This is a genomic window from Pandoraea thiooxydans (genome assembly GCF_001931675.1).
Lineage (GTDB): Bacteria > Pseudomonadota > Gammaproteobacteria > Burkholderiales > Burkholderiaceae > Pandoraea > Pandoraea thiooxydans.
Window position 1 is genome coordinate 1,022,186 of the sequence record NZ_CP014839.1, and the last position, 17,171, is coordinate 1,039,356.

The following is a 17,171-nucleotide window of genomic DNA, read 5'->3' on the forward strand; positions in this document are numbered from 1 at the left end:
CATATAAATCAATTAGTTAAAAAATTTGCTCGGTAGGCACGGAGCTTGCGTAAGTCTTGGAAACAACATATTCAAAAAATTGGAGACAAGGCCAACACGCCAATCCCCTTGGCGAGCCATCACGCTGCGTCCCCTTGAATTGAATTGTGTATCCGCCCCGTCGTGGCCGGCCGGCATCTGCTTGGCGTGCCAAACCGGGGCCGGTAGTACCAGGCAGCAAGCGCTGGCCGAGACCTGACCGTCCCGGCCGGCGCGACCGATGCGTTCGGCCCGGCGAGACGGGCCGACCACATCGGTCGAAAACGCGGTACCGCAGTTTCTTTTAATGAAAATAGGAGATTGGAATGAAACGTCTGATGATCGGGATTGCCGCCGCGCTGGCATTGAGCGGCACGGCGATGGCCCAGGATACGATCACGCTGGGGGCATCGGTACAGGAAACCGGCCCGCTGGCCAACACCGGGCGCTACTATCGCGACGGCTACAACTTCGCGATCGACAAGATCAACGAAAAGGGTGGCGTGACGGTCAATGGCAAGCATTACAAGCTGGCGCTGAAGATTCTCGACAATCAATCCGACACGAATCTGAGCGTGCGCCAATACGTGCAGTTGCTCACGCAGGATAAGGTCAATTTCCTGCTCGGACCGTTCGCCAGCGATTTTGCCCTGGCCGATTCGTCGGTGGCCGAAAAATATCAAGTGCCGATGATCGAAGGCGGCGGTGCGTCCGACCAGATTTTCAGTCGCGGCTACAAGTACATTTTCGGTACTTTGCCGGCCGGCAGCGAATATTTCGACAGCACGCTGCAGATGATGGGCAAACTCAAGCCGGCGCCGAAGTCGGTTGCCTTGCTGTACGCGGATGACGCGTTCGATGTCTCGGTGGCCAAGGGCACGCGCGCGCTGATCAAGGCCTACGGCCTGCAGGCGGTGCAGGACCAGCGTTACAGCAGCAATACGTCGGATTTCAGCACGCTGATTTCCCAGTTGAAGTCGTCGCAGCCCGATGCCATTCTGGTCTCCGGCCATGAAACGGAAGTCCTGAATTTTATCCGCCAGGCCAAGAGCCTCAACCTCAGCGCCAAGCTGTATTCGTTCACGGTGGGCGTGCCGACCGCTGACTTCCGCAAGGCGCTCGGCAAGGATGCCAACTATGCATTCGGGATGACGCCGTGGCTGCCGTCGACCAAGGACAAGGACGAATATTTTGGAGACGGCGCCAATTTCGCCAGTGCGTACGCCAAGCAGTTCGGCTATGCGCCTGATTACCATGCGGCGTCGGCAGCAGCCGATGTCGAAGCTTACGTGAAGGCAATCACCGCAGCCAACTCGCTTGACCCGAAGAAGGTCCGTGACGAGATTGCCAAGCTGAACTTCGACAGCCTGTATGGTCGGATCGCATTCACCGCCCATGGTCAGATCAATCTGCCGCAAACGGTGATTCAGGTGCAAGACGGCAAGGTCGTGCCGATCTACAACCGCACCGGCTTCCTGGCCAAAGCCCAGTACCCGATGCCTGCGTGGGATAAGCGCTAATCCCGTTTGCCGGGGCCGCTCGAACGAGGTCTGTTCGGTGTGGCCCCGGGATAACGCCTGGCATTGCCGGCACGCTCGACCGTCGAGGCGTAGCGTGCGTGCCGGATCGATCAATTTTTGTCAAAGGCGGCTTGCCTAATCACTATGCATTTGCTCTTGCAAATTCTCGTCAACGGGGTGCTGCTCGGCGGCTTGTATGCGCTGATGGCCCTCGGTTTGGCGCTGGTCTGGGGCGTCCTGAACATCGTTAACCTGGCACACGGCTCGTTCATCATGCTGGGTGCGTATGCCGGGTACTACCTGTTCACCAAACTGGGCGTCGACCCGTTCGTCGCGCTGCCGATCTCGATGGTGTCGCTGTTCTGCGTCGGTTATCTGATTCAACGCAACATCCTTAACCTGATTGCGCGCGCACCCATGTTCAACACGCTGCTGATCACGTTTGGCATCGACGTGGTGCTGACGTATCTGGCGCAAATGATCTTCAGCGCGGACTTTCGCACCACCAACCCGGTCTATGCCGGCGACAATTTTGCCGTCGCCGGAATCACGCTGCCGCTGGTGCGGGTGCTGGCGTGCGGCATTGCCCTGGCGCTAACGATCGCACTCTGGTTGTTCCTTAGCCGTTCGCGGCTGGGGCGGGCGATTCGGGCGACAGCCCAGAACCTTGGCGCAGCCCGTTTGTACGGGGTCGAGCCGCGCCTGATCTACGCCTTGACGTTCGGACTGGGCGCCGCCCTGGCCGGCGCTGCCGGTGACCTGTACGGCGTCGTGTCGCAAATCAACCCGTACATTGGCGCAACGCTGACCGGCAAGTCGTTCGCGATTGCCATCATCGGGGGGCTTGAGAGCCCGCTGGGCGTGGTGGTGGGCGGCATGTTCCTCGGTATCGTCGAGTCGCTGACCGCGCTTTACATCGGACCGACCTACGTCGACGTGGTCAGTTTCGGGATTCTCGTACTGGTCTTGATTTTCCGGCCGAACGGCATTTTGGGGGCGACGGCATGACAGCTCGTTTTGGTTTGATTATCGCGTTGGCGGTGGCCGCGCTGCTGGCGCTGGTGCCCTGGGTGGCATCGCCCGTGCTGGTGCAGTTCGGCATCACCACGCTGCTGCTGGCCACGCTGGCGCAAGGGTGGAACATTATCGGCGGCTACACCGGTTATGCCTCGTTCGGTAACTCGGTGTTCTACGGATTGGGCAGTTACGGCACCGCGATCGCCATGGTGCAGTGGAACCTGCCGTTCGGCGTGGGCCTGGCCTTCGGCGTAGTCCTGTCGGTTGCGTTCGCGTTTCTGCTGGGTTTGCCGGTACTGCGCCTGCGCGGGCATTACTTCGCGATCGCCACGCTGGCGCTGGCGCAAGTGATGACGGCGGTGGTCTCCAACCTGGAGATCGCCGGGCGCAACGTCGGACTGGTGTTGCCGCTGCTCAGCGGCGACAAGCTCTTCTATGAGCTGTCGCTCGGCTTGCTGGTGCTGGCCACGCTGACCGTCTTCTGGCTCTCGCGCAGCCGCTTCGGCTTTGGCCTGATCGCGATCCGTGAGAACGAGGATGCTGCCGCGTCGATGGGGGTCAACACAACGCTGTACAAGGTGCTGGCGTTTGCCCTGGCCGGCGTGTTCAGCGCGTTGGCCGGCGGTATCCACGCCTACTGGATCACCTTCATCGATCCGGTCAGCGCGTTCGACATCAGTCTGAACGTCAAGATGATCATCATGGCGGTGTTCGGCGGGCCCGGCTCGATTCTCGGACCGGCCATCGGCGCCTTCGTGCTCTCGGCGATCTCCGAAGTGCTGTCGACCGAGGTGTCGACCATCGCAAGCCTGTTCTTCGGCGCGGTGGTGATCGTTGCCGTGGTGTTCATGCCGCGCGGCCTGGCTGACCTGGTGCGGCGCATCAGGAAGACCGGCTGGCGCTATTTCAGTGAAAACGTCAAATCGCACCGCCTATGACTACCGCTCCTATTTTAGAAGTCCGCGACCTGACAAGGCGTTTTGGCGGCCTGGTGGCCGTCAATCAGGTGAATTTCAGCCTGCAGCGCGGCGAAACGCTCGGCCTGATCGGCCCCAACGGCGCGGGCAAGACCACGCTGATCAGCCTGATCAGCGGCACCACCGCGCCCAGCGCCGGCGACATCCTGTTCGAGGGCCGCTCGGTCAAGCACGAGTCGGCCTACCAGCGGGCGCGCCAGGGCATCGGCCGCACCTTCCAGATCATGAAGCCGTTTCCGGGGCTCACCGTGCTCGACAATGTGGCCGTCGGCGCGTTGTTCGGCACGGCTTCTTCGGCCAAGGCACTGCGCGTGGCCCGCGAGGAAGCGCGTGAATGGCTGCGCCTGATGGATCTGGACAAGCACGCCGGCCAACGCGCCGACGAGCTCGGCGGGCCCGACCGCAAGCGCCTGGAGCTGGCCAAGGCGATGGCGATGAAGCCCAAGCTGCTGCTGCTCGACGAAGTGATGGCCGGCCTGAACCACGTCGAGATCGACGAGGTGATCGACGCCATCAAGAAAGTGCGTTCGAGCGGCATCACGGTGCTGGTGATCGAGCACGTGATCAAGGCGATCCAGAGCCTGTCGGACCGCCTGCTGGTGCTGCATCACGGGCAGCAGATCATCGAAGGGCCGCCGGCCGAAGTGCTGGCCGACCCGCGGGTTATCGAAGCGTATCTTGGACGGCGGCGCGCATGAGCGATATTTTGTTGAAGGTGGAAGGCCTGAGCGCCGGCTATGGCGCCATGCCGGTATTGCGCAACCTCGATTTGACGGTTGCGCGGGGCGAGATCGTGGCGATGGTCGGCAGCAACGGCGCCGGCAAGACGACGCTGCTGCGCGTGCTCTCGCGCATGCTCGGCAGCACCGGCAAGATCGAGCTCGACGGCCAGGACCTGAGCGGGCTGACGCCCGATCAGGCGTTTGCACTCGGTCTGGTGCAGGTGCCCGAGGGCCGGCAGTTGTTCGACCAGATGTCGGTCGAGGAGAACCTGCTGATGGGCGCTTACCGGCGTCGCGACAAAGCCGGAATCGCCGCCACGCTCGAGCATGTGTACGAGTTGTTTCCGCGCATGCGCGAGCGCCGGCAGCAGCGTGCCGGCAGCATGTCCGGCGGCGAGCAGCAAATGTGTGCGATGGGGCGCGCCTTGATGGCGCAACCCAAGCTGCTGATGGTCGATGAAATGAGCCTGGGCCTGGCCCCGGTCATCGTCGACCAGTTGCTCGACGTGCTCTCGGCAATCCGCAAGCAAGGAGTCACGGTGCTGCTGGTCGAGCAGGACGTGTTCGCCGCGCTGCAAGTGGCCGATCGTGGCTACGTGCTGGAGCTGGGTGAAATCACGCGCACCGGCACCGCCACGGAGCTGACCGAGGATCCGGAGGTGAAGCGGGCCTATCTGGGCATCTGAGGCGCCTGCACAAAGCGGGCAGCCGATCGGCTGCCCGCTCGGCGTCGCAGCACACACTTGGCAGCACCGCGGCACGGCATACCGATTTCGATCGTCATGCCGTGCCGCTTTCTTTTTTTCGCCCGATCAATCGCTGAACTTGGGTGCGCGCTTTTCGATGAAGGCCTGCACGGCCTCCCGGTTTTGCGGCGTTTTGTGGGCGATCGCCTGCATCGTGGCCGACATTTCCAGGACAGTGTCCAGGCGCGCTGTCTGAGCTTCGCGCAGCAGGCGCTTGGTCATGCGCAGCGCCGGCCCGGAATTCCTGACGATGCGCGACGCGAGTTCACGCGCCGCGTTCAGCAGTTCCGCGGCCGGCACGACCTGCGAGACCAGTCCGATCGCCAGCGCCTGCTGCGCGTTGAGCGTGTCGCCGGTAAAGGCCATTTCGGCGGCCCGCGAGGCGCCCACCGCGCGCGGCAGCAGCCAGGCGCCGCCGTCGCCCGGCACGATGCCGACTTTGACGAAGCTCTCGGCGAAGCTGGCGTTTTCCGAGGCGATGCGGATGTCGCACATGCAGCTCAAGTCGCAGCCCGCGCCGATGGCCGGCCCGCCGACCGCGGCGATCGTCGGCACCTCGAGTCCATGGACCGCGCGCGCCAGGCGTTGAATGCCGGTGCGATACTCCTGCGCGATGCGCTCGGGCGTCATCGCATCGTCGAAAAAGCGGCGCATGTCCTTGACGTTGCCGCCCGAGGAAAACATGCCCTCGTACCCGGTGATGATCACCGCGCGCACCGTCGGATCGGCGTTGGCCGCTTCGCAGGCGGCGATGAACTCGGCCGCGGCGGTGTTGCCGGTCAGGGCGTTGCGCACTTCGGGCGCGTGCATCGACCAGGTGAGCACCGGGCCATCCCGGTCGATTGTCAGAAATGTTTCCATTGGCGATTTCCTTGCAAACGGTAGGTGTGACGGCGAGCGGAAAATCGCCGGGTGTCAGGTCGCCGCGGGCGACAGCGTGGTTCGCACAAAGTCGAGCGCGCTGGCCTTGCCGGCCAGCCACAGCTCGCCGAGTTCGCCGTGCCAGTACGACTCGGCGCCATAGGCCAGGCGCCACGCATGCAGCCGCCGCGTGTAGCTTTGCAGGGCGAACTCGGCGGTGATGCCGATCGCGCCATGCACGGCGTGAGCAATGCTGGCGGCCAGCGTGGCGGCCTCGCTGGCGTAACCCTTGGCGAGCGCCGCGGCAGCGCGCTCGACGCGCCAGCCCTGCGCGGCACAGCCAATGCAGGCGGCCATGCGAGTGGCGAATACGCGCTCGGCCAGCACACTGATCTGCTGCTGCAGCGCCTGGAATTTGCCGATCGGCCGGCCGAACTGGCTGCGGTCGTTGGCGTAAGCGATGGTCATCTCGAGAATCCGCGTCATCGCGCCGGCCATCTGCACGGCGCTCACGCACGCGGCGATGGCCTGCCAGTCGGCCAGCGGCAACGGGACGGCATCGCCGGGCGGCGCGGGCCAGACAATGTCGGCATCGAGGCTGGCGTATATGCCGTCGCCCTCGATCGAGGCCCCATGCACCGGCCACAATGCCGGCAGGCCGTTGTCGACCACGATCCAATCGGCCACCGCGCCAAACGGCACCCGCGCGCAGCGGATACCGTCGCTGCCGGCCTGCGGCGCGGCCGCGGCGATCGTGATGGGGCCGGCCACGCTATGCGCGCCGGTTTCCGCCAGCGCCGCACGAACCACCATGGTCAACGGCAGCGGGAGAGGCAGCGCGTGGCGGGCGCAGGACTCGATCAGCGGCACGGCCTCGCGCAGGGATAGCCCGGCGCCGCCCGCGGCCTCGGGGCTCAGCGCATCGGCGAAGCCGGCGTCGGCCAGCGCCGTCCACAGCGCCTCCTTGGGTTGGCCGGCTTCGAGCGCGCGAATCGTCTCGGGCTGGCAGATGTCGGCCAGCAGGCGTTCCATGGCCTCGGCGAGCATGTCTTGCATCAGGCGATCTCCATTTTTATTGTCGAGGGTCAGCGCAGGCCCAGCCCGCGCGCGATCATGCCGCGCAAAATCTCTCGCGTGCCGCCGCGCAGCGAGTACGAGGGCGCCACATGGGTCACGTAGGCCAGCGCGCGCAGCAACTCGGCTGGCGGCGCTGCACCATCGGCATCGTTGTCGAGCAGGTCGCCGATCACGATCGGGATGGCCTGTTCGAACTCGGTACCGAGATCCTTGGTCAGCGCGGCTTCGGTAACCGGGCTCTGTCCGGCGGCAAGTTTCGCCGTGATGGCCACCGACATCGCCCGCAAGGTGGCGAGTTGGGCCAGCAGGCGGCCGGCAGCGATACGGGCCGGCTCGCGCACCTGGCCCCGGCGGCGCAGCAAATCGATCCATTCATTCAGGACCACGATGCTCGAGTAGATTCGTTCCGGGCCGCTGCGCTCGAACGCCAGCTCCGCGGTCACTTGTTGCCAGCCGCTGCCTTCGGTGCCGATCAGCGCATCGTCGGCGAGTTCGACGTTATCGAAAAAAACCTCGCAGAAGTGCTGGTCGCCGGCCAGGTCGGTGATCGGGCGCACGGTAATGCCCGGCAGTTTGAGGTCGATAATGAATTGGGACAGCCCGGCGTGGCGCTCGGCCGTGCTGGCCGAGGTGCGTACCAGCGCGATCATGTAGTGCGAGCGATGCGCCTGGGTGGTCCAGATCTTTTGCCCCGACAGGCGCCAGCCGTGTGCGGTTTTTTCGGCGCGCGTCCGCACGCTGGCAAGATCCGAGCCGGCGTTGGGTTCGCTCATGCCGATGCAGAAGAAGGCTTCGCCGCGGCAGATTTTCGGCAGGTAAAGCGCTTTTTGCGCCGCGGTGCCGTAGGTCGCGATCAGCGGACCGCTTTGCCGGTCGGCGATCCAGTGGGCGCCAACCGGCGCGCCGGCATTGAGCAGTTCTTCAGACAGTACGAAGCGCGCGAAGGCGCCGCGCTCGCTGCCGCCATATTCGCGCGGCAAGGTGAGTCCGAGCCAGCCGTGGCGGCCCAGGGCGCGGCTGAAATCGGCGTCGAAACCCATCCAGGAGCGCGCTCGCACGTCGGCAGGCACGGCGGGCAGGCTGGTCTGCAAAAAGGCGCGTACTTCGTCGCGCAGGGCTTGATCCTCGGCGGGAATGCCAACCAGAGCGAGCGGCTCGATCATCTTGTCTCCGTTGTTATTGGGCGGATGGCGACTCAGGGGTAAATAATGCCATGCAATGCCCGATATCGCCGGCTGCCATCGTCGCAAGCGCGTCGCCGGCGCCCGGCAGGCGACGCGAGCCGCGCCGAGACTGCTCCGCACCGGCCGTCGGGAGCCAAGTCGGAAGATTCTATGCTATCGTGCGAACCAACGGCGGGGGCCGGGCCGTGTTCCGCGGTTTTCCCGTCAAGCCGAATCCTGCCTGTGACACGTTCATTGAGCATTGAGGAGCCTCCGTGGGCGTTGCCGAACCAATCGAAATCCAAGCCGTGGAAACCAGCCAGCGCGTTGCCGCCAGCAGCACTTTTTATGCAGCCATGCGCATTTTGCCGCGCGCCCAGCGCGACGGCATGTTCGAGATCTACGCATTTTGCCGGCAGGTCGACGACATCGCCGACGGCGAGGGCTCCAGCGCCAGCCGGCTGGCAGACCTGGCGCGCTGGCGCGACGACATCGAAGCGCTGTACGCGGGCAAGCCGCCGGCTGCGTTGACCAGCCTGGCGTGCGTGGTCGCCGAATTCTCGCTCGAGAAAGCCGATTTCCTGGCCGTGATCGACGGCATGGAAATGGATGTGCACACGACCATCGTTGCCCCCGACCTGCCGACCCTCGATCTTTATTGTGACCGGGTGGCCAGCGCGGTCGGCCGCCTATCGGTGAAAATTTTCGGACTGCCCGAGGCCGACGGGCGCGAACTGGCCCACCACCTCGGCCGGGCGCTGCAATTGACCAACATCCTGCGCGATATCGACGAAGACGCGGCCATCGGCCGCGTTTATCTGCCGCGCGAGACGTTGGCGCACGCCGGCATCACCGCGCCGCAACCCGCGGCGCTGGCCGGCACCTCCCTTGACGCGGCCTGTGCGCCGCTCGTCGCGCAGGCGCGCGAGCATTTCGCCGTGGCTCGCACTATCATGGCGCGCTATCCGCGTCGCATGGTGATCGCCCCGCGCATCATGGCGCAGGCATACGGCGCGATCCTGGAGAAACTGATCGCACGCGGCTTTGCCGCACCGCGCGAGCGCGTGCGGGTCTCGCGGCTGCGCGTCGGCGCCTTGCTGTTGCGGCAGATGCTGTTCTGATGGACGTCGCGATTCATGGGCTCGGCGCGGGAGTGCCCGGGTTGGCCGCAGGCGAGCGCGCGCACTGAGCGCATCGCCGAAACGGCGTGAGCGCCGTTCAGGCGGGCTTTGATATTTTGTTGGGAGTACTCTTGTCGGATCAAGCAATCATGCAAACGGCACACGATCAGTCATCGCCGGCCATGACGCGGCAGTCGCTGCCCGGAGAATTCGCCCAGCGGGTGGAGACTGGCGTCGAGCGCGCGTGCGACGCGCTGCTGGCGTTGCAGCATGCCGACGGTTATTGGCTTTTCGAACTCGAGGCGGATGCCACGATTCCGGCCGAATACGTGCTGTTGCGCCATTATTTGGGCGAGCCGGCAGATGCCGCGCTGGAGGCGAAAATCGCCGTCTACCTGCGGCGCATTCAGGGCAAGCACGGCGGCTGGCCGCTGTTTCACGATGGCGCGTTCGATATGAGCGCCAGCGTCAAGGCCTATTTCGCGCTGAAAATGATCGGCGATCCGCTCGATGCGCCGCACATGGTCCGCGCGCGCGAGGCCATTCTGGCGCGTGGCGGGGCGGCCGGCAGCAATGTGTTCACCCGTATCCTGCTCGCGCTGTACGGCGTGCTCGACTGGCGGGCCGTGCCGATGATGCCGGTCGAAATCATGCTGTTGCCGGCCTGGTTTCCGTTCCATCTATCGAAGATTTCCTACTGGGCGCGCACGGTGATCGTGCCGCTGCTGGTGCTGCAGGCCAAGCGGCCGTGCGCGCGTAACCCCAAGGGCGTGACGATCGACGAACTGTTCATCGGCTCGCCGCGCGAGGTGGGCCCGCCGTCCCGGGCTGCGCATCAGAGCCGGCTGTGGTTCACGTTCTTTGCCGGCGTCGACTCCGTGCTGCGCGCGACCGACAAGTGGTTTCCCAAGCGGTTGCGGCAGCGTGCCATCGACGCGGCGGTGCGTTTCGTCGACGAGCGCCTCAATGGCGAAGACGGGCTGGGCGCGATTTTCCCGGCAATGGCCAATGCAGTCATGATGTACGACGTGCTTGGCTATGCCGAAGACCACCCGCGGCGCGCGATTGCGCGCCGTTCAGTCAATAAGCTGCTGGTCGTGCACGAGCGGGAGGCTTACTGCCAGCCTTGCCTGTCGCCGATCTGGGACACCGCGCTGAGCGCGCAGGCGCTGCTCGAAACCGGCGACGCGCGGGCGATCGAGCAGGCCGAGCGCGGATTGTCGTGGCTCGCGCCGCTGCAGATTCTCGACACGCGCGGTGACTGGATTTCCCGCCGGCCGCACGTGCGCCCGGGGGGCTGGGCATTCCAGTTCGCCAATCCGCATTATCCGGACGTCGACGATACCGCTGTGGTGGCCATGGCGATGGATCGCGTCGCGCGTCTGCGCGGCCACGACCAGTTTCGCGAGGCGATCGACCGCGGTTGCGAGTGGGTCATCGGCATGCAAAGCGGCAATGGCGGCTGGGGCGCGTTCGAGCCGGAAAATACCCATCTGTATTTGAACAACATCCCGTTCTCCGATCACGGCGCGCTGCTCGATCCGCCGACCGTGGACGTGTCGGCCCGCTGCCTGTCGATGCTGGCGCAACTGCCGCTGTCGCCGGAGCGCGAGGTCGCCGCCGCGCGGGCTCGCCAGTATCTGCTCGATGAACAGGAGACCGACGGCAGCTGGTATGGCCGCTGGGGCATGAATTACATCTACGGCACCTGGTCGGCGCTGTGCGGACTGCGCGCGGCCGGCCTCGAGCCCGGCAGCGCCCCGCTGCAACGCGGCGCGCAGTGGCTGCTGGCGATTCAGAACGACGATGGCGGCTGGGGTGAGGACGGCGAGAGCTACAAGCTCGATTACCACGGCTATGAGCGTGCGCCGAGCACGGCCTCGCAAACGGCGTGGGCGCTGCTGGGTTTGATGGCCGCCGGCTATGTCGACGATCCGGCGGTCGCCAGTGGCATTGCCTACCTGCTCAAGACTCAAGGCGCCGACGGGCTCTGGGAAGAAGCGTTGTTTACGGCAACCGGATTTCCGCGCGTGTTCTATCTGCGCTATCACGGTTATCGCAAATTCTTTCCGCTGTGGGCGCTGGCGCGGTACCGCAACCTGACGGTGCGCAATCTCTGTCCGGTGCCGGGGGGAATGTGAGCCCGGCCAGGCCGGCATCGAGCGGCAGAGACGATCGAGCGGAAGACGGCCGGCCGGTGGTCGTCGTGACCGGTATGCCATTCGAGGCGCGCATTGCCGCCGGGCCGGACGTGCGGGTGGTCTGCCAGCAGAATACCGCGCTGGCCGAGATGCTCGAGGCGGCGCTGGCGCAAGGCTGCCGAGGCGTGGTCAGTTTCGGCACGGCGGGCGGGCTGGTCGATGCGCTGCGCCCCGGGACCTGGGTGGTTGCGCGGCGCGTGCTGAGCGAGACGGAGTGTTTCGAGACCGATGAAGACTGGTCACGCGCCTTGTGCCGGGCGCTGCCGGGCGCCTCATACGGCGATTTGGCCGGCGTTGCCAGTCCGGTGGTGCAGGCGCAGGCCAAGCACGCGCTGCATCAGGCGAGCGGAGCGGTTGCCGCGGACATGGAATCGCATATCGTCGGCCGTCTGGCCGCGCAGCGCGGACTGCCATTCGCCGTTTGCCGGGTGGTGATCGATCCGGCCGAGCGCTCGCTGCCGGAGGCTGCGCTGGCGGGCTTGCGTGCCGACGGCTCGACCGACGTGTGGGCCGTGCTGCGCTCGCTGGCTCGTCACCCGGGACAATTCCCCGGCTTGCTGCGCCTGGCCGGCGACGCTCGGCGTGCCCGGCGGGCCATGATCGCCGGGCGTCGTTCGCTCGGCCGCGGATTCGCCTACTGCCGGGCCTGAGCGCGCCCCTTCCACATCCCGCCGCGCCCGCGCCAGTGCTGGAGCGCGGAATCGAACGTGAATAGCGTATAAAGCGCCGCAATAGCCGGCAGCAGCGGCGCGTACCCGGGTGCGCAGCGATAGAAGTGCAGCATCGGCAAATAGGCCACCATCATGGCCAGCCAGGCCAGGGCGCCCAAAAGTTGTGCCACGCCGCTGCCGAACAGCGCCAGCGCCGGGGGCACGATAAAGGTCAGCAGCAGCGAGACTATCGTGCCGGCCAGCAGCCACGGCGAGTATTTCAGCTGCGCATAGGCCGTGCGCGAGACCATGCGACGAATCTCGCCCAGGTTGTCGTACGGACGCAGACTCACGGCGCGCTCGGTCAGGCCAAGCCAGATCGCGCCTTGCTTTTTCATCAGCGCGCCGAGTGAACAGTCGTCGATGATTTCGTCGCGAATCATCTGAATGCCGCCTGCTGTCTCCAGGGCGTCGCGCCGCACCAGCATGCAGCCGCCGGCGGCTGCCGCCATCGAGTGCCGGCGCCGGTTGACCCAGGCAAACGGGTACAGCATCTGGAAGAACAGCACGAAGGCCGGAATCAGTGCGCGCTCGAACCATGCGTCGCAACGCAGCCTGGCCATCAGCGACACCAACACACGTTTGTCGGATACGGCCCGGGTGACCAGGCGGCGCAGATTGTCGGGCGTGTGAGCGATGTCGGCATCGGTCAGCAGTAGCCAGGCGGGTGCGTTTTCGCTGGCGCAGGCATGCGCGATACCTTGATGCACGGCCCACAATTTGCCGGTCCAGCCGCCTGGCAGCGGTGCGCCGCGCAGCACGTCCAGACGTGCCCCGGCGCCGGCCGCCGTCGCGGCGGCGCGGGCGAGTTCGGCGGTGCCGTCGTCGCTCTGGTCGTCGACTACCACGATCCGGAAGGCGCCCGGGTAATCCTGCCGGCAAAGGCTTTCGACGGTCTGCGCGATCGACTCGGCTTCATTGCGGGCCGGAATGACCACCGCCACCGCCGGCCAGTCGTCGGGCTCCGTGAGCGGATAATCGCCGGGTTGGGTGTCGCGTTCCCGGGTGAGCCAGAAGCCGCCGCGCGCGCTGAGCAAATAGATCCAGATGGCCAGCGCGAGGGCGCCGAGCAGGGCGAGTGGGTTCATTTCAGATAGCCGGCGCCGCCAAACCAGTCGAGAGCGTCGCGCAAGCCTTCGGCGTAGGGGCGCGCGCGATAGCCCAGTTCGGCCTGAGCCTTGGCCGAGCTGAAAAACATGTGGTAACGCGACATTTTCAGCCCGTCGACCGTGAGGAAAGGTTCTTTGCCGCTCAGGCGCGCGATGCCTTGCGCCACGTGCGCCAGCGGGTAGAGCGGCCAGCGCGGCAGGGTCAGCGTCGGGGCTTTGCGTCCGGTCATGCGGGCGATCTCGCCGAGCATGTCGCGCAACAGCACGTCGTCACCGCCCAAAATATAGCGCTCGCCGATGCGGCCGCGTTCGAGCGCCAGCAGGTGCCCTTCGGCGACGTCGTCCACGTGCGCCAGGTTCAGGCCCGTGTCGACGAAGGCGGGAATCTTGCCGAGCGCGGCCTCGACGATGATTCGCCCGGTCGGCGTCGGCTTGATGTCGCGCGGACCGATCGGGGTCGAGGGGTTGACGATCACGGCCGGCAGCCCCTGCCGGGCAATCATCTGTTCGACCAGACGCTCGGCCGCGACCTTGCTGCGCTTGTAGATGCCGATGGTCTGCTGTTCGTCGGCAGGTGCGGATTCGGTCACCGGGGCGCTGGCGCCCTGCACGCGCAGCGTGGCGACACTGCTGGTGTAGACGATGCGCTCGACGCCCTGCCGCAGCGCGGCCTGCATGACGGTACGGGTGCCTTCCAGGTTGGCCCGCATGATGTCGGCCGGATCGGACGCCCACAGGCGGTAGTCGGCGGCGACATGCAGCAGAATGCCCACGCCAGAGAGTGCCTTGTCCATCGATGCGGCGTCGCGCATGTCGCCTTCGACGAGTTCGACGTCCAGCTCGCGCAGGTTATCTCGCGGGCTGGACGCGCGCACCAGCGCCCGCACGCGATGACCTCGCGCGAGCGCCGTGCGAATCACCGCCGAACCGACGAAACCGGATGCGCCGGTGATCAGCACACGGTCGGAATCGGGCATTTAAGCTTTGTGATGGCCGAGTTCGGCGAGCTTGATCTCGACGTGGCGGGAGAAAACATATTCGGCCGGCCGCTGCTGCTCGAAGGAGACGTCGGGCGCCATCTGCCCTTCGGTACGCACGCCGCGCATGGCCACACCCAGCGCGCGCAGCGGATGCGCCATGGTGTCGTTGACCGCCGTGGCTTCGTAGCCGCTATGCACCATGCAGTCGGCGCATTTCTCGTAGTTGCCGGTACCGTATTTGTCCCAGTCGGTCGACTCCATCAGCTCGCGATAGGTCTTGGTATAACCTTCGCCGAGCAGATAGCACGGACGTTGCCAACCGAACACGGTGCGCGTCGGGTTGCCCCACGGCGTGCAGTGATAGGTGCGGTTGCCGGCCAGGAAATCGAGAAACAGGCTGGACTGGCTGAACGACCACTCGCGCCCGCCGCGGCCGCGCTTGAGAATGTCGCGGAACAGCTGCTTGGTTTTTTCGCGATTCAGGAAGTGCTGCTGGTCCGGTGCGCGTTCGTAAGCGTAGCCGGGCGAGACGGTGATGCCGTCGATGCCCAGCGACTTGGTCTGATCGAAGAATTCGGCAACCTGTGCGGGCTTGGCGTCGTTGAACAGCGTGCAGTTGATATTGACGCGAAAGCCGCGCTCCTTGGCGAGCTTGATTGCCGCCACGGCGCGGTCGTAGACGCCGGTCTGGCAGACCGACTTGTCGTGCATTTCACGGTCGCCGTCGAGGTGAATCGACCAGACGAAGAACGGGCTCGGCTCGTAGTCGTCGATCTTCTTCTCGAGCAGCAGCGCGTTGGTGCACAGGTAGACGAATTTACGTCGCGCGATGATGCCCTTGACGATCTCGGGCATTTCCTTGTGCAGCAGCGGCTCGCCGCCGGCGATCGAGACCACCGGCGCGCCGCATTCGTCGACCGCCTCCAGCGCCTCGGCTACCGAAAGACGCTGGTTCAGAATCGGATCTGGATAGTCGATCTTGCCGCAGCCAGCGCAGGCCAGGTTGCAGCGGAACAGCGGCTCGAGCATCAGGACCAGCGGGTAACGCTTGGTGCGCTTGATGCGCTGTTTCATCAGGTAGGCGCCGACATACGCCTGTTGCAGAAATGGAATTGCCACGTTCGGCTCCTATTGCCTTAACCCGCCACCGCGCGCGGCGCCTTGACGGGGGTATCTTCGGTGAGTTCGGTCGGCAGGCGAAACTGAATGGTTTCTTCGATGCCGTCCATGGTGGTCACTTCGACCGGCTCGATTTTGCGCAGCGCGTCGATGACGTCTTCGACCATGCGCTCCGGGGCCGAGGCGCCGGCGGTGATGGCCACCGTGCGAGCGCCGCGCACCCAGTCGGGATTCAGTTCGCTGCCGTCGGCCAGCAAATAGCTCGGCACGCCGACTTCGGCGCCGATCTCGCGCAGCCGGTTCGAGTTCGAACTGTTGGTCGCACCGACCACCAGCAGCACGTCGGCGCGCGCGCACAGCTCGCGCACCGCCGTCTGGCGGTTTTGCGTCGCATAGCAGATGTCCTTGGTGTCGGGGCCGACGATGTTGGTGAAGCGGCGCTTGAGCGCGGCGATGATACCGCGCGTCTCGTCGACCGAGAGCGTGGTTTGTGTCACGTACGACACCGGGGTGTCGGCCGCGAGATCGAGCGCGTCGACGTCGGCCTCGGTCTGCACCAGGTGGACCGGGCCGTCGATCTGGCCCATGGTGCCGAGAATCTCGGGGTGGCCGGCATGTCCGATCAGAATCACTTCACGTCCGCTGGCAACATAATTCTTGCCCTGGATATGGACTTTGGTGACCAGCGGGCAGGTCGCATTGAGCACTTTCAGGCCGCGTTCCTGCGCTTCGACCTCGACGGCCTTGGCCACGCCGTGTGCGCTGAAAATCGTGACCGCGCCGGCTGGCGCTTCCGAAAGTTCGTCGATGAAACGGGCGCCCTTGGCCTTCAGCGATTCGACGACGTGCCGATTGTGGACAATCTCGTGACGCACGTAGACCGGCGCGCCGTACTTTTCTAACGCACGCTCGACAATCTCGATTGCGCGAATGACGCCTGCGCAAAAACCGCGAGGTTGAGCAAGGATGACTTGCATGTAGCTCTCCGACTTGGGTCGACCAGTTGGGTAGTCTGACGGAGCGTCGGGCGCTCGTGACCGAACCCTGCTAATTGTGGGCAGCAGCGATTGTAACCTCCGCCGGGGATTATTGCTCGATCCAGGGCGGCCCGACGCCGTCGATCCGGTACTTATTTCCCGAAACGCGCATTATGCGCCGCCAGGTACTTGATCAGCCCGTCGATGCCGTTGCGCGCGATCTGGTCGGCGAATTGCTGGCGGTAGATTTGGATCAGCCATGCGCCCATCATATCGATATCGTAAATCTTCCAGCCCTCGCTGGTGCGCCCCAGGCGATAGCCTACCTCCAGATCGTCGCCGGAGCCGCTCACGCGGGTATTGACGACCGCATCGGTTCCGTTGGCGCTGAGGGTGGCCGGCGAGAAGTGAAACGTCAGCGTCTGGCCGCGCAACTGGGTCAGTTGCAGCGCGTAGGTATGCACCAGGACCGTCTGGAACTGCTCGAACAACTGCTGCTGCTGCGCCGGCGTGGCGGTTTTCCAGGCCGCGCCGACCGCCAGGCGGGTGGTGCGGCGAAAATCGGTGTAGGGCAGGAAGTCGCGCTCGACCACCTTGACGGTAGCCAGGACGTCGCCCGCGCGCGAGGCCGGGTCGGCCTTGGCGGCCTTGACGACGGTTTCGACCGCTTGCTTGACCGCCGTGTTCGGATTGGCCGTGCCGGTTTGCGCCAGTGCGCCGGTCATGGTCAACGCCGTCATCAATGCCATTAGAAATTTCTTCATCCGCTTACCTTGTGCCATCGTTGGGTTGGGTGCCGCAGCCGCCGTGAGGCGGCGCCCGCCCGGTATACTACCGGCGATTCCCCATCTCT

16 protein-coding genes are annotated in these 17,171 nt (G+C 65.2%); 8 read left to right on the top strand and 8 right to left on the bottom strand.

What is annotated here, in order from left to right; translation table 11 throughout:
- Positions 1 to 344 precede the first annotated feature (344 nt).
- From PATSB16_RS04630 to PATSB16_RS04650, 5 genes are all read left to right on the top strand, one after another.
- The gene (locus PATSB16_RS04630) at positions 345 to 1,538 is read left to right on the top strand and encodes an amino acid ABC transporter substrate-binding protein (protein WP_052892570.1); all 1,194 of its coding nucleotides are present in this window, start codon (positions 345 to 347) and stop codon (positions 1,536 to 1,538) included.
- Between the two features lie 144 nt (positions 1,539 to 1,682).
- Positions 1,683 to 2,546: a branched-chain amino acid ABC transporter permease gene (locus PATSB16_RS04635; protein WP_047212842.1), complete on the top strand. Its 864-nt coding sequence runs from the start codon at positions 1,683 to 1,685 to the stop codon at positions 2,544 to 2,546.
- A complete protein-coding gene (locus tag PATSB16_RS04640) occupies positions 2,543 to 3,493 on the top strand; it encodes a branched-chain amino acid ABC transporter permease (RefSeq protein WP_047212843.1) in 951 nt (316 codons plus the stop codon). The genes PATSB16_RS04635 and PATSB16_RS04640 overlap by 4 nt, the downstream gene beginning before the upstream one ends.
- Positions 3,490 to 4,230: an ABC transporter ATP-binding protein gene (locus PATSB16_RS04645; RefSeq protein WP_047212844.1), complete on the top strand. Its 741-nt coding sequence runs from the start codon at positions 3,490 to 3,492 to the stop codon at positions 4,228 to 4,230. The genes PATSB16_RS04640 and PATSB16_RS04645 overlap by 4 nt, the downstream gene beginning before the upstream one ends.
- Positions 4,227 to 4,940, top strand: a complete 714-nt coding sequence (locus PATSB16_RS04650; RefSeq protein ID WP_047212845.1) for an ABC transporter ATP-binding protein — start codon at positions 4,227 to 4,229, stop codon at positions 4,938 to 4,940. The genes PATSB16_RS04645 and PATSB16_RS04650 overlap by 4 nt, the downstream gene beginning before the upstream one ends.
- 126 nt (positions 4,941 to 5,066) lie before the next feature.
- Here the strand turns inward: PATSB16_RS04650 and PATSB16_RS04655 are convergent, their stop codons facing one another.
- Genes PATSB16_RS04655 through PATSB16_RS04665 form a run of 3 tightly spaced genes read right to left on the bottom strand, consistent with a single transcriptional unit; the run spans position 5,067 to position 8,101 of the window.
- The gene (locus tag PATSB16_RS04655; RefSeq protein WP_047212846.1) at positions 5,067 to 5,861 is read right to left on the bottom strand and encodes a crotonase/enoyl-CoA hydratase family protein; all 795 of its coding nucleotides are present in this window, start codon (positions 5,859 to 5,861) and stop codon (positions 5,067 to 5,069) included.
- A gap of 54 nt (positions 5,862 to 5,915) precedes the next feature.
- Positions 5,916 to 6,917, bottom strand: a complete 1,002-nt coding sequence (locus PATSB16_RS04660) for an acyl-CoA dehydrogenase family protein (protein ID WP_047212847.1) — start codon at positions 6,915 to 6,917, stop codon at positions 5,916 to 5,918.
- Between the two features lie 29 nt (positions 6,918 to 6,946).
- Positions 6,947 to 8,101, bottom strand: coding sequence for an acyl-CoA dehydrogenase family protein (locus PATSB16_RS04665; RefSeq protein ID WP_047212848.1), 1,155 nt, complete (start codon positions 8,099 to 8,101; stop codon positions 6,947 to 6,949).
- Between the two features lie 275 nt (positions 8,102 to 8,376).
- Here PATSB16_RS04665 and hpnD point away from each other — a divergent pair, with 275 nt between their 5' ends.
- From hpnD to PATSB16_RS04680, 3 genes are all read left to right on the top strand, one after another.
- Complete coding sequence (gene hpnD / locus PATSB16_RS04670) at positions 8,377 to 9,222, top strand: presqualene diphosphate synthase HpnD (protein ID WP_083566667.1); 846 nt, start codon at positions 8,377 to 8,379, stop codon at positions 9,220 to 9,222.
- Positions 9,223 to 9,404: 182 nt separating this feature from the next.
- Positions 9,405 to 11,363 (top strand): squalene--hopene cyclase, encoded by a 1,959-nt coding sequence (shc, locus tag PATSB16_RS04675; protein WP_047216268.1) that lies wholly within the window; start codon positions 9,405 to 9,407, stop codon positions 11,361 to 11,363.
- Entirely contained in the window at positions 11,360 to 12,073 is a 714-nt protein-coding gene (locus PATSB16_RS04680; protein ID WP_072628607.1) for a phosphorylase, read from the top strand. The genes shc and PATSB16_RS04680 overlap by 4 nt, the downstream gene beginning before the upstream one ends.
- Here PATSB16_RS04680 and PATSB16_RS04685 read toward each other — a convergent pair.
- From PATSB16_RS04685 to PATSB16_RS04705, 5 genes are all read right to left on the bottom strand, one after another.
- Positions 12,058 to 13,221 (bottom strand): glycosyltransferase, encoded by a 1,164-nt coding sequence (locus PATSB16_RS04685; RefSeq protein WP_047212850.1) that lies wholly within the window; start codon positions 13,219 to 13,221, stop codon positions 12,058 to 12,060. The genes PATSB16_RS04680 and PATSB16_RS04685 overlap by 16 nt on opposite strands.
- Positions 13,218 to 14,219: a hopanoid-associated sugar epimerase gene (hpnA, locus tag PATSB16_RS04690; RefSeq protein ID WP_047212851.1), complete on the bottom strand. Its 1,002-nt coding sequence runs from the start codon at positions 14,217 to 14,219 to the stop codon at positions 13,218 to 13,220. The genes PATSB16_RS04685 and hpnA overlap by 4 nt, the downstream gene beginning before the upstream one ends.
- Positions 14,220 to 15,341, bottom strand: a complete 1,122-nt coding sequence (gene hpnH / locus PATSB16_RS04695) for an adenosyl-hopene transferase HpnH (RefSeq protein ID WP_047212852.1) — start codon at positions 15,339 to 15,341, stop codon at positions 14,220 to 14,222.
- A gap of 17 nt (positions 15,342 to 15,358) precedes the next feature.
- On the bottom strand, positions 15,359 to 16,318 hold the full coding sequence (gene ispH, locus PATSB16_RS04700; protein ID WP_047212853.1) for a 4-hydroxy-3-methylbut-2-enyl diphosphate reductase: 960 nt from the start codon (positions 16,316 to 16,318) through the stop codon (positions 15,359 to 15,361).
- A 152-nt stretch (positions 16,319 to 16,470) separates the two neighbouring features.
- Positions 16,471 to 17,082, bottom strand: coding sequence for an MlaC/ttg2D family ABC transporter substrate-binding protein (locus tag PATSB16_RS04705; RefSeq protein ID WP_047212854.1), 612 nt, complete (start codon positions 17,080 to 17,082; stop codon positions 16,471 to 16,473).
- Positions 17,083 to 17,171: the final 89 nt, after the last annotated feature.

Coding starts and splice junctions, on each gene's coding strand:
- PATSB16_RS04630 (WP_052892570.1), top strand. CDS start 345: ATGAAACGTCTGATGATCGGGATTGCCGCCGCGCTGGCATTGAGCGGC.
- PATSB16_RS04635 (WP_047212842.1), top strand. CDS start 1,683: ATGCATTTGCTCTTGCAAATTCTCGTCAACGGGGTGCTGCTCGGCGGC.
- PATSB16_RS04640 (WP_047212843.1), top strand. CDS start 2,543: ATGACAGCTCGTTTTGGTTTGATTATCGCGTTGGCGGTGGCCGCGCTG.
- PATSB16_RS04645 (WP_047212844.1), top strand. CDS start 3,490: ATGACTACCGCTCCTATTTTAGAAGTCCGCGACCTGACAAGGCGTTTT.
- PATSB16_RS04650 (WP_047212845.1), top strand. CDS start 4,227: ATGAGCGATATTTTGTTGAAGGTGGAAGGCCTGAGCGCCGGCTATGGC.
- PATSB16_RS04655 (WP_047212846.1), bottom strand. CDS start 5,861: ATGGAAACATTTCTGACAATCGACCGGGATGGCCCGGTGCTCACCTGG.
- PATSB16_RS04660 (WP_047212847.1), bottom strand. CDS start 6,917: ATGCAAGACATGCTCGCCGAGGCCATGGAACGCCTGCTGGCCGACATC.
- PATSB16_RS04665 (WP_047212848.1), bottom strand. CDS start 8,101: ATGATCGAGCCGCTCGCTCTGGTTGGCATTCCCGCCGAGGATCAAGCC.
- shc (WP_047216268.1), top strand. CDS start 9,405: ATGACGCGGCAGTCGCTGCCCGGAGAATTCGCCCAGCGGGTGGAGACT.
- PATSB16_RS04685 (WP_047212850.1), bottom strand. CDS start 13,221: ATGAACCCACTCGCCCTGCTCGGCGCCCTCGCGCTGGCCATCTGGATC.
- hpnA (WP_047212851.1), bottom strand. CDS start 14,219: ATGCCCGATTCCGACCGTGTGCTGATCACCGGCGCATCCGGTTTCGTC.
- ispH (WP_047212853.1), bottom strand. CDS start 16,318: ATGCAAGTCATCCTTGCTCAACCTCGCGGTTTTTGCGCAGGCGTCATT.
- PATSB16_RS04705 (WP_047212854.1), bottom strand. CDS start 17,082: ATGAAGAAATTTCTAATGGCATTGATGACGGCGTTGACCATGACCGGC.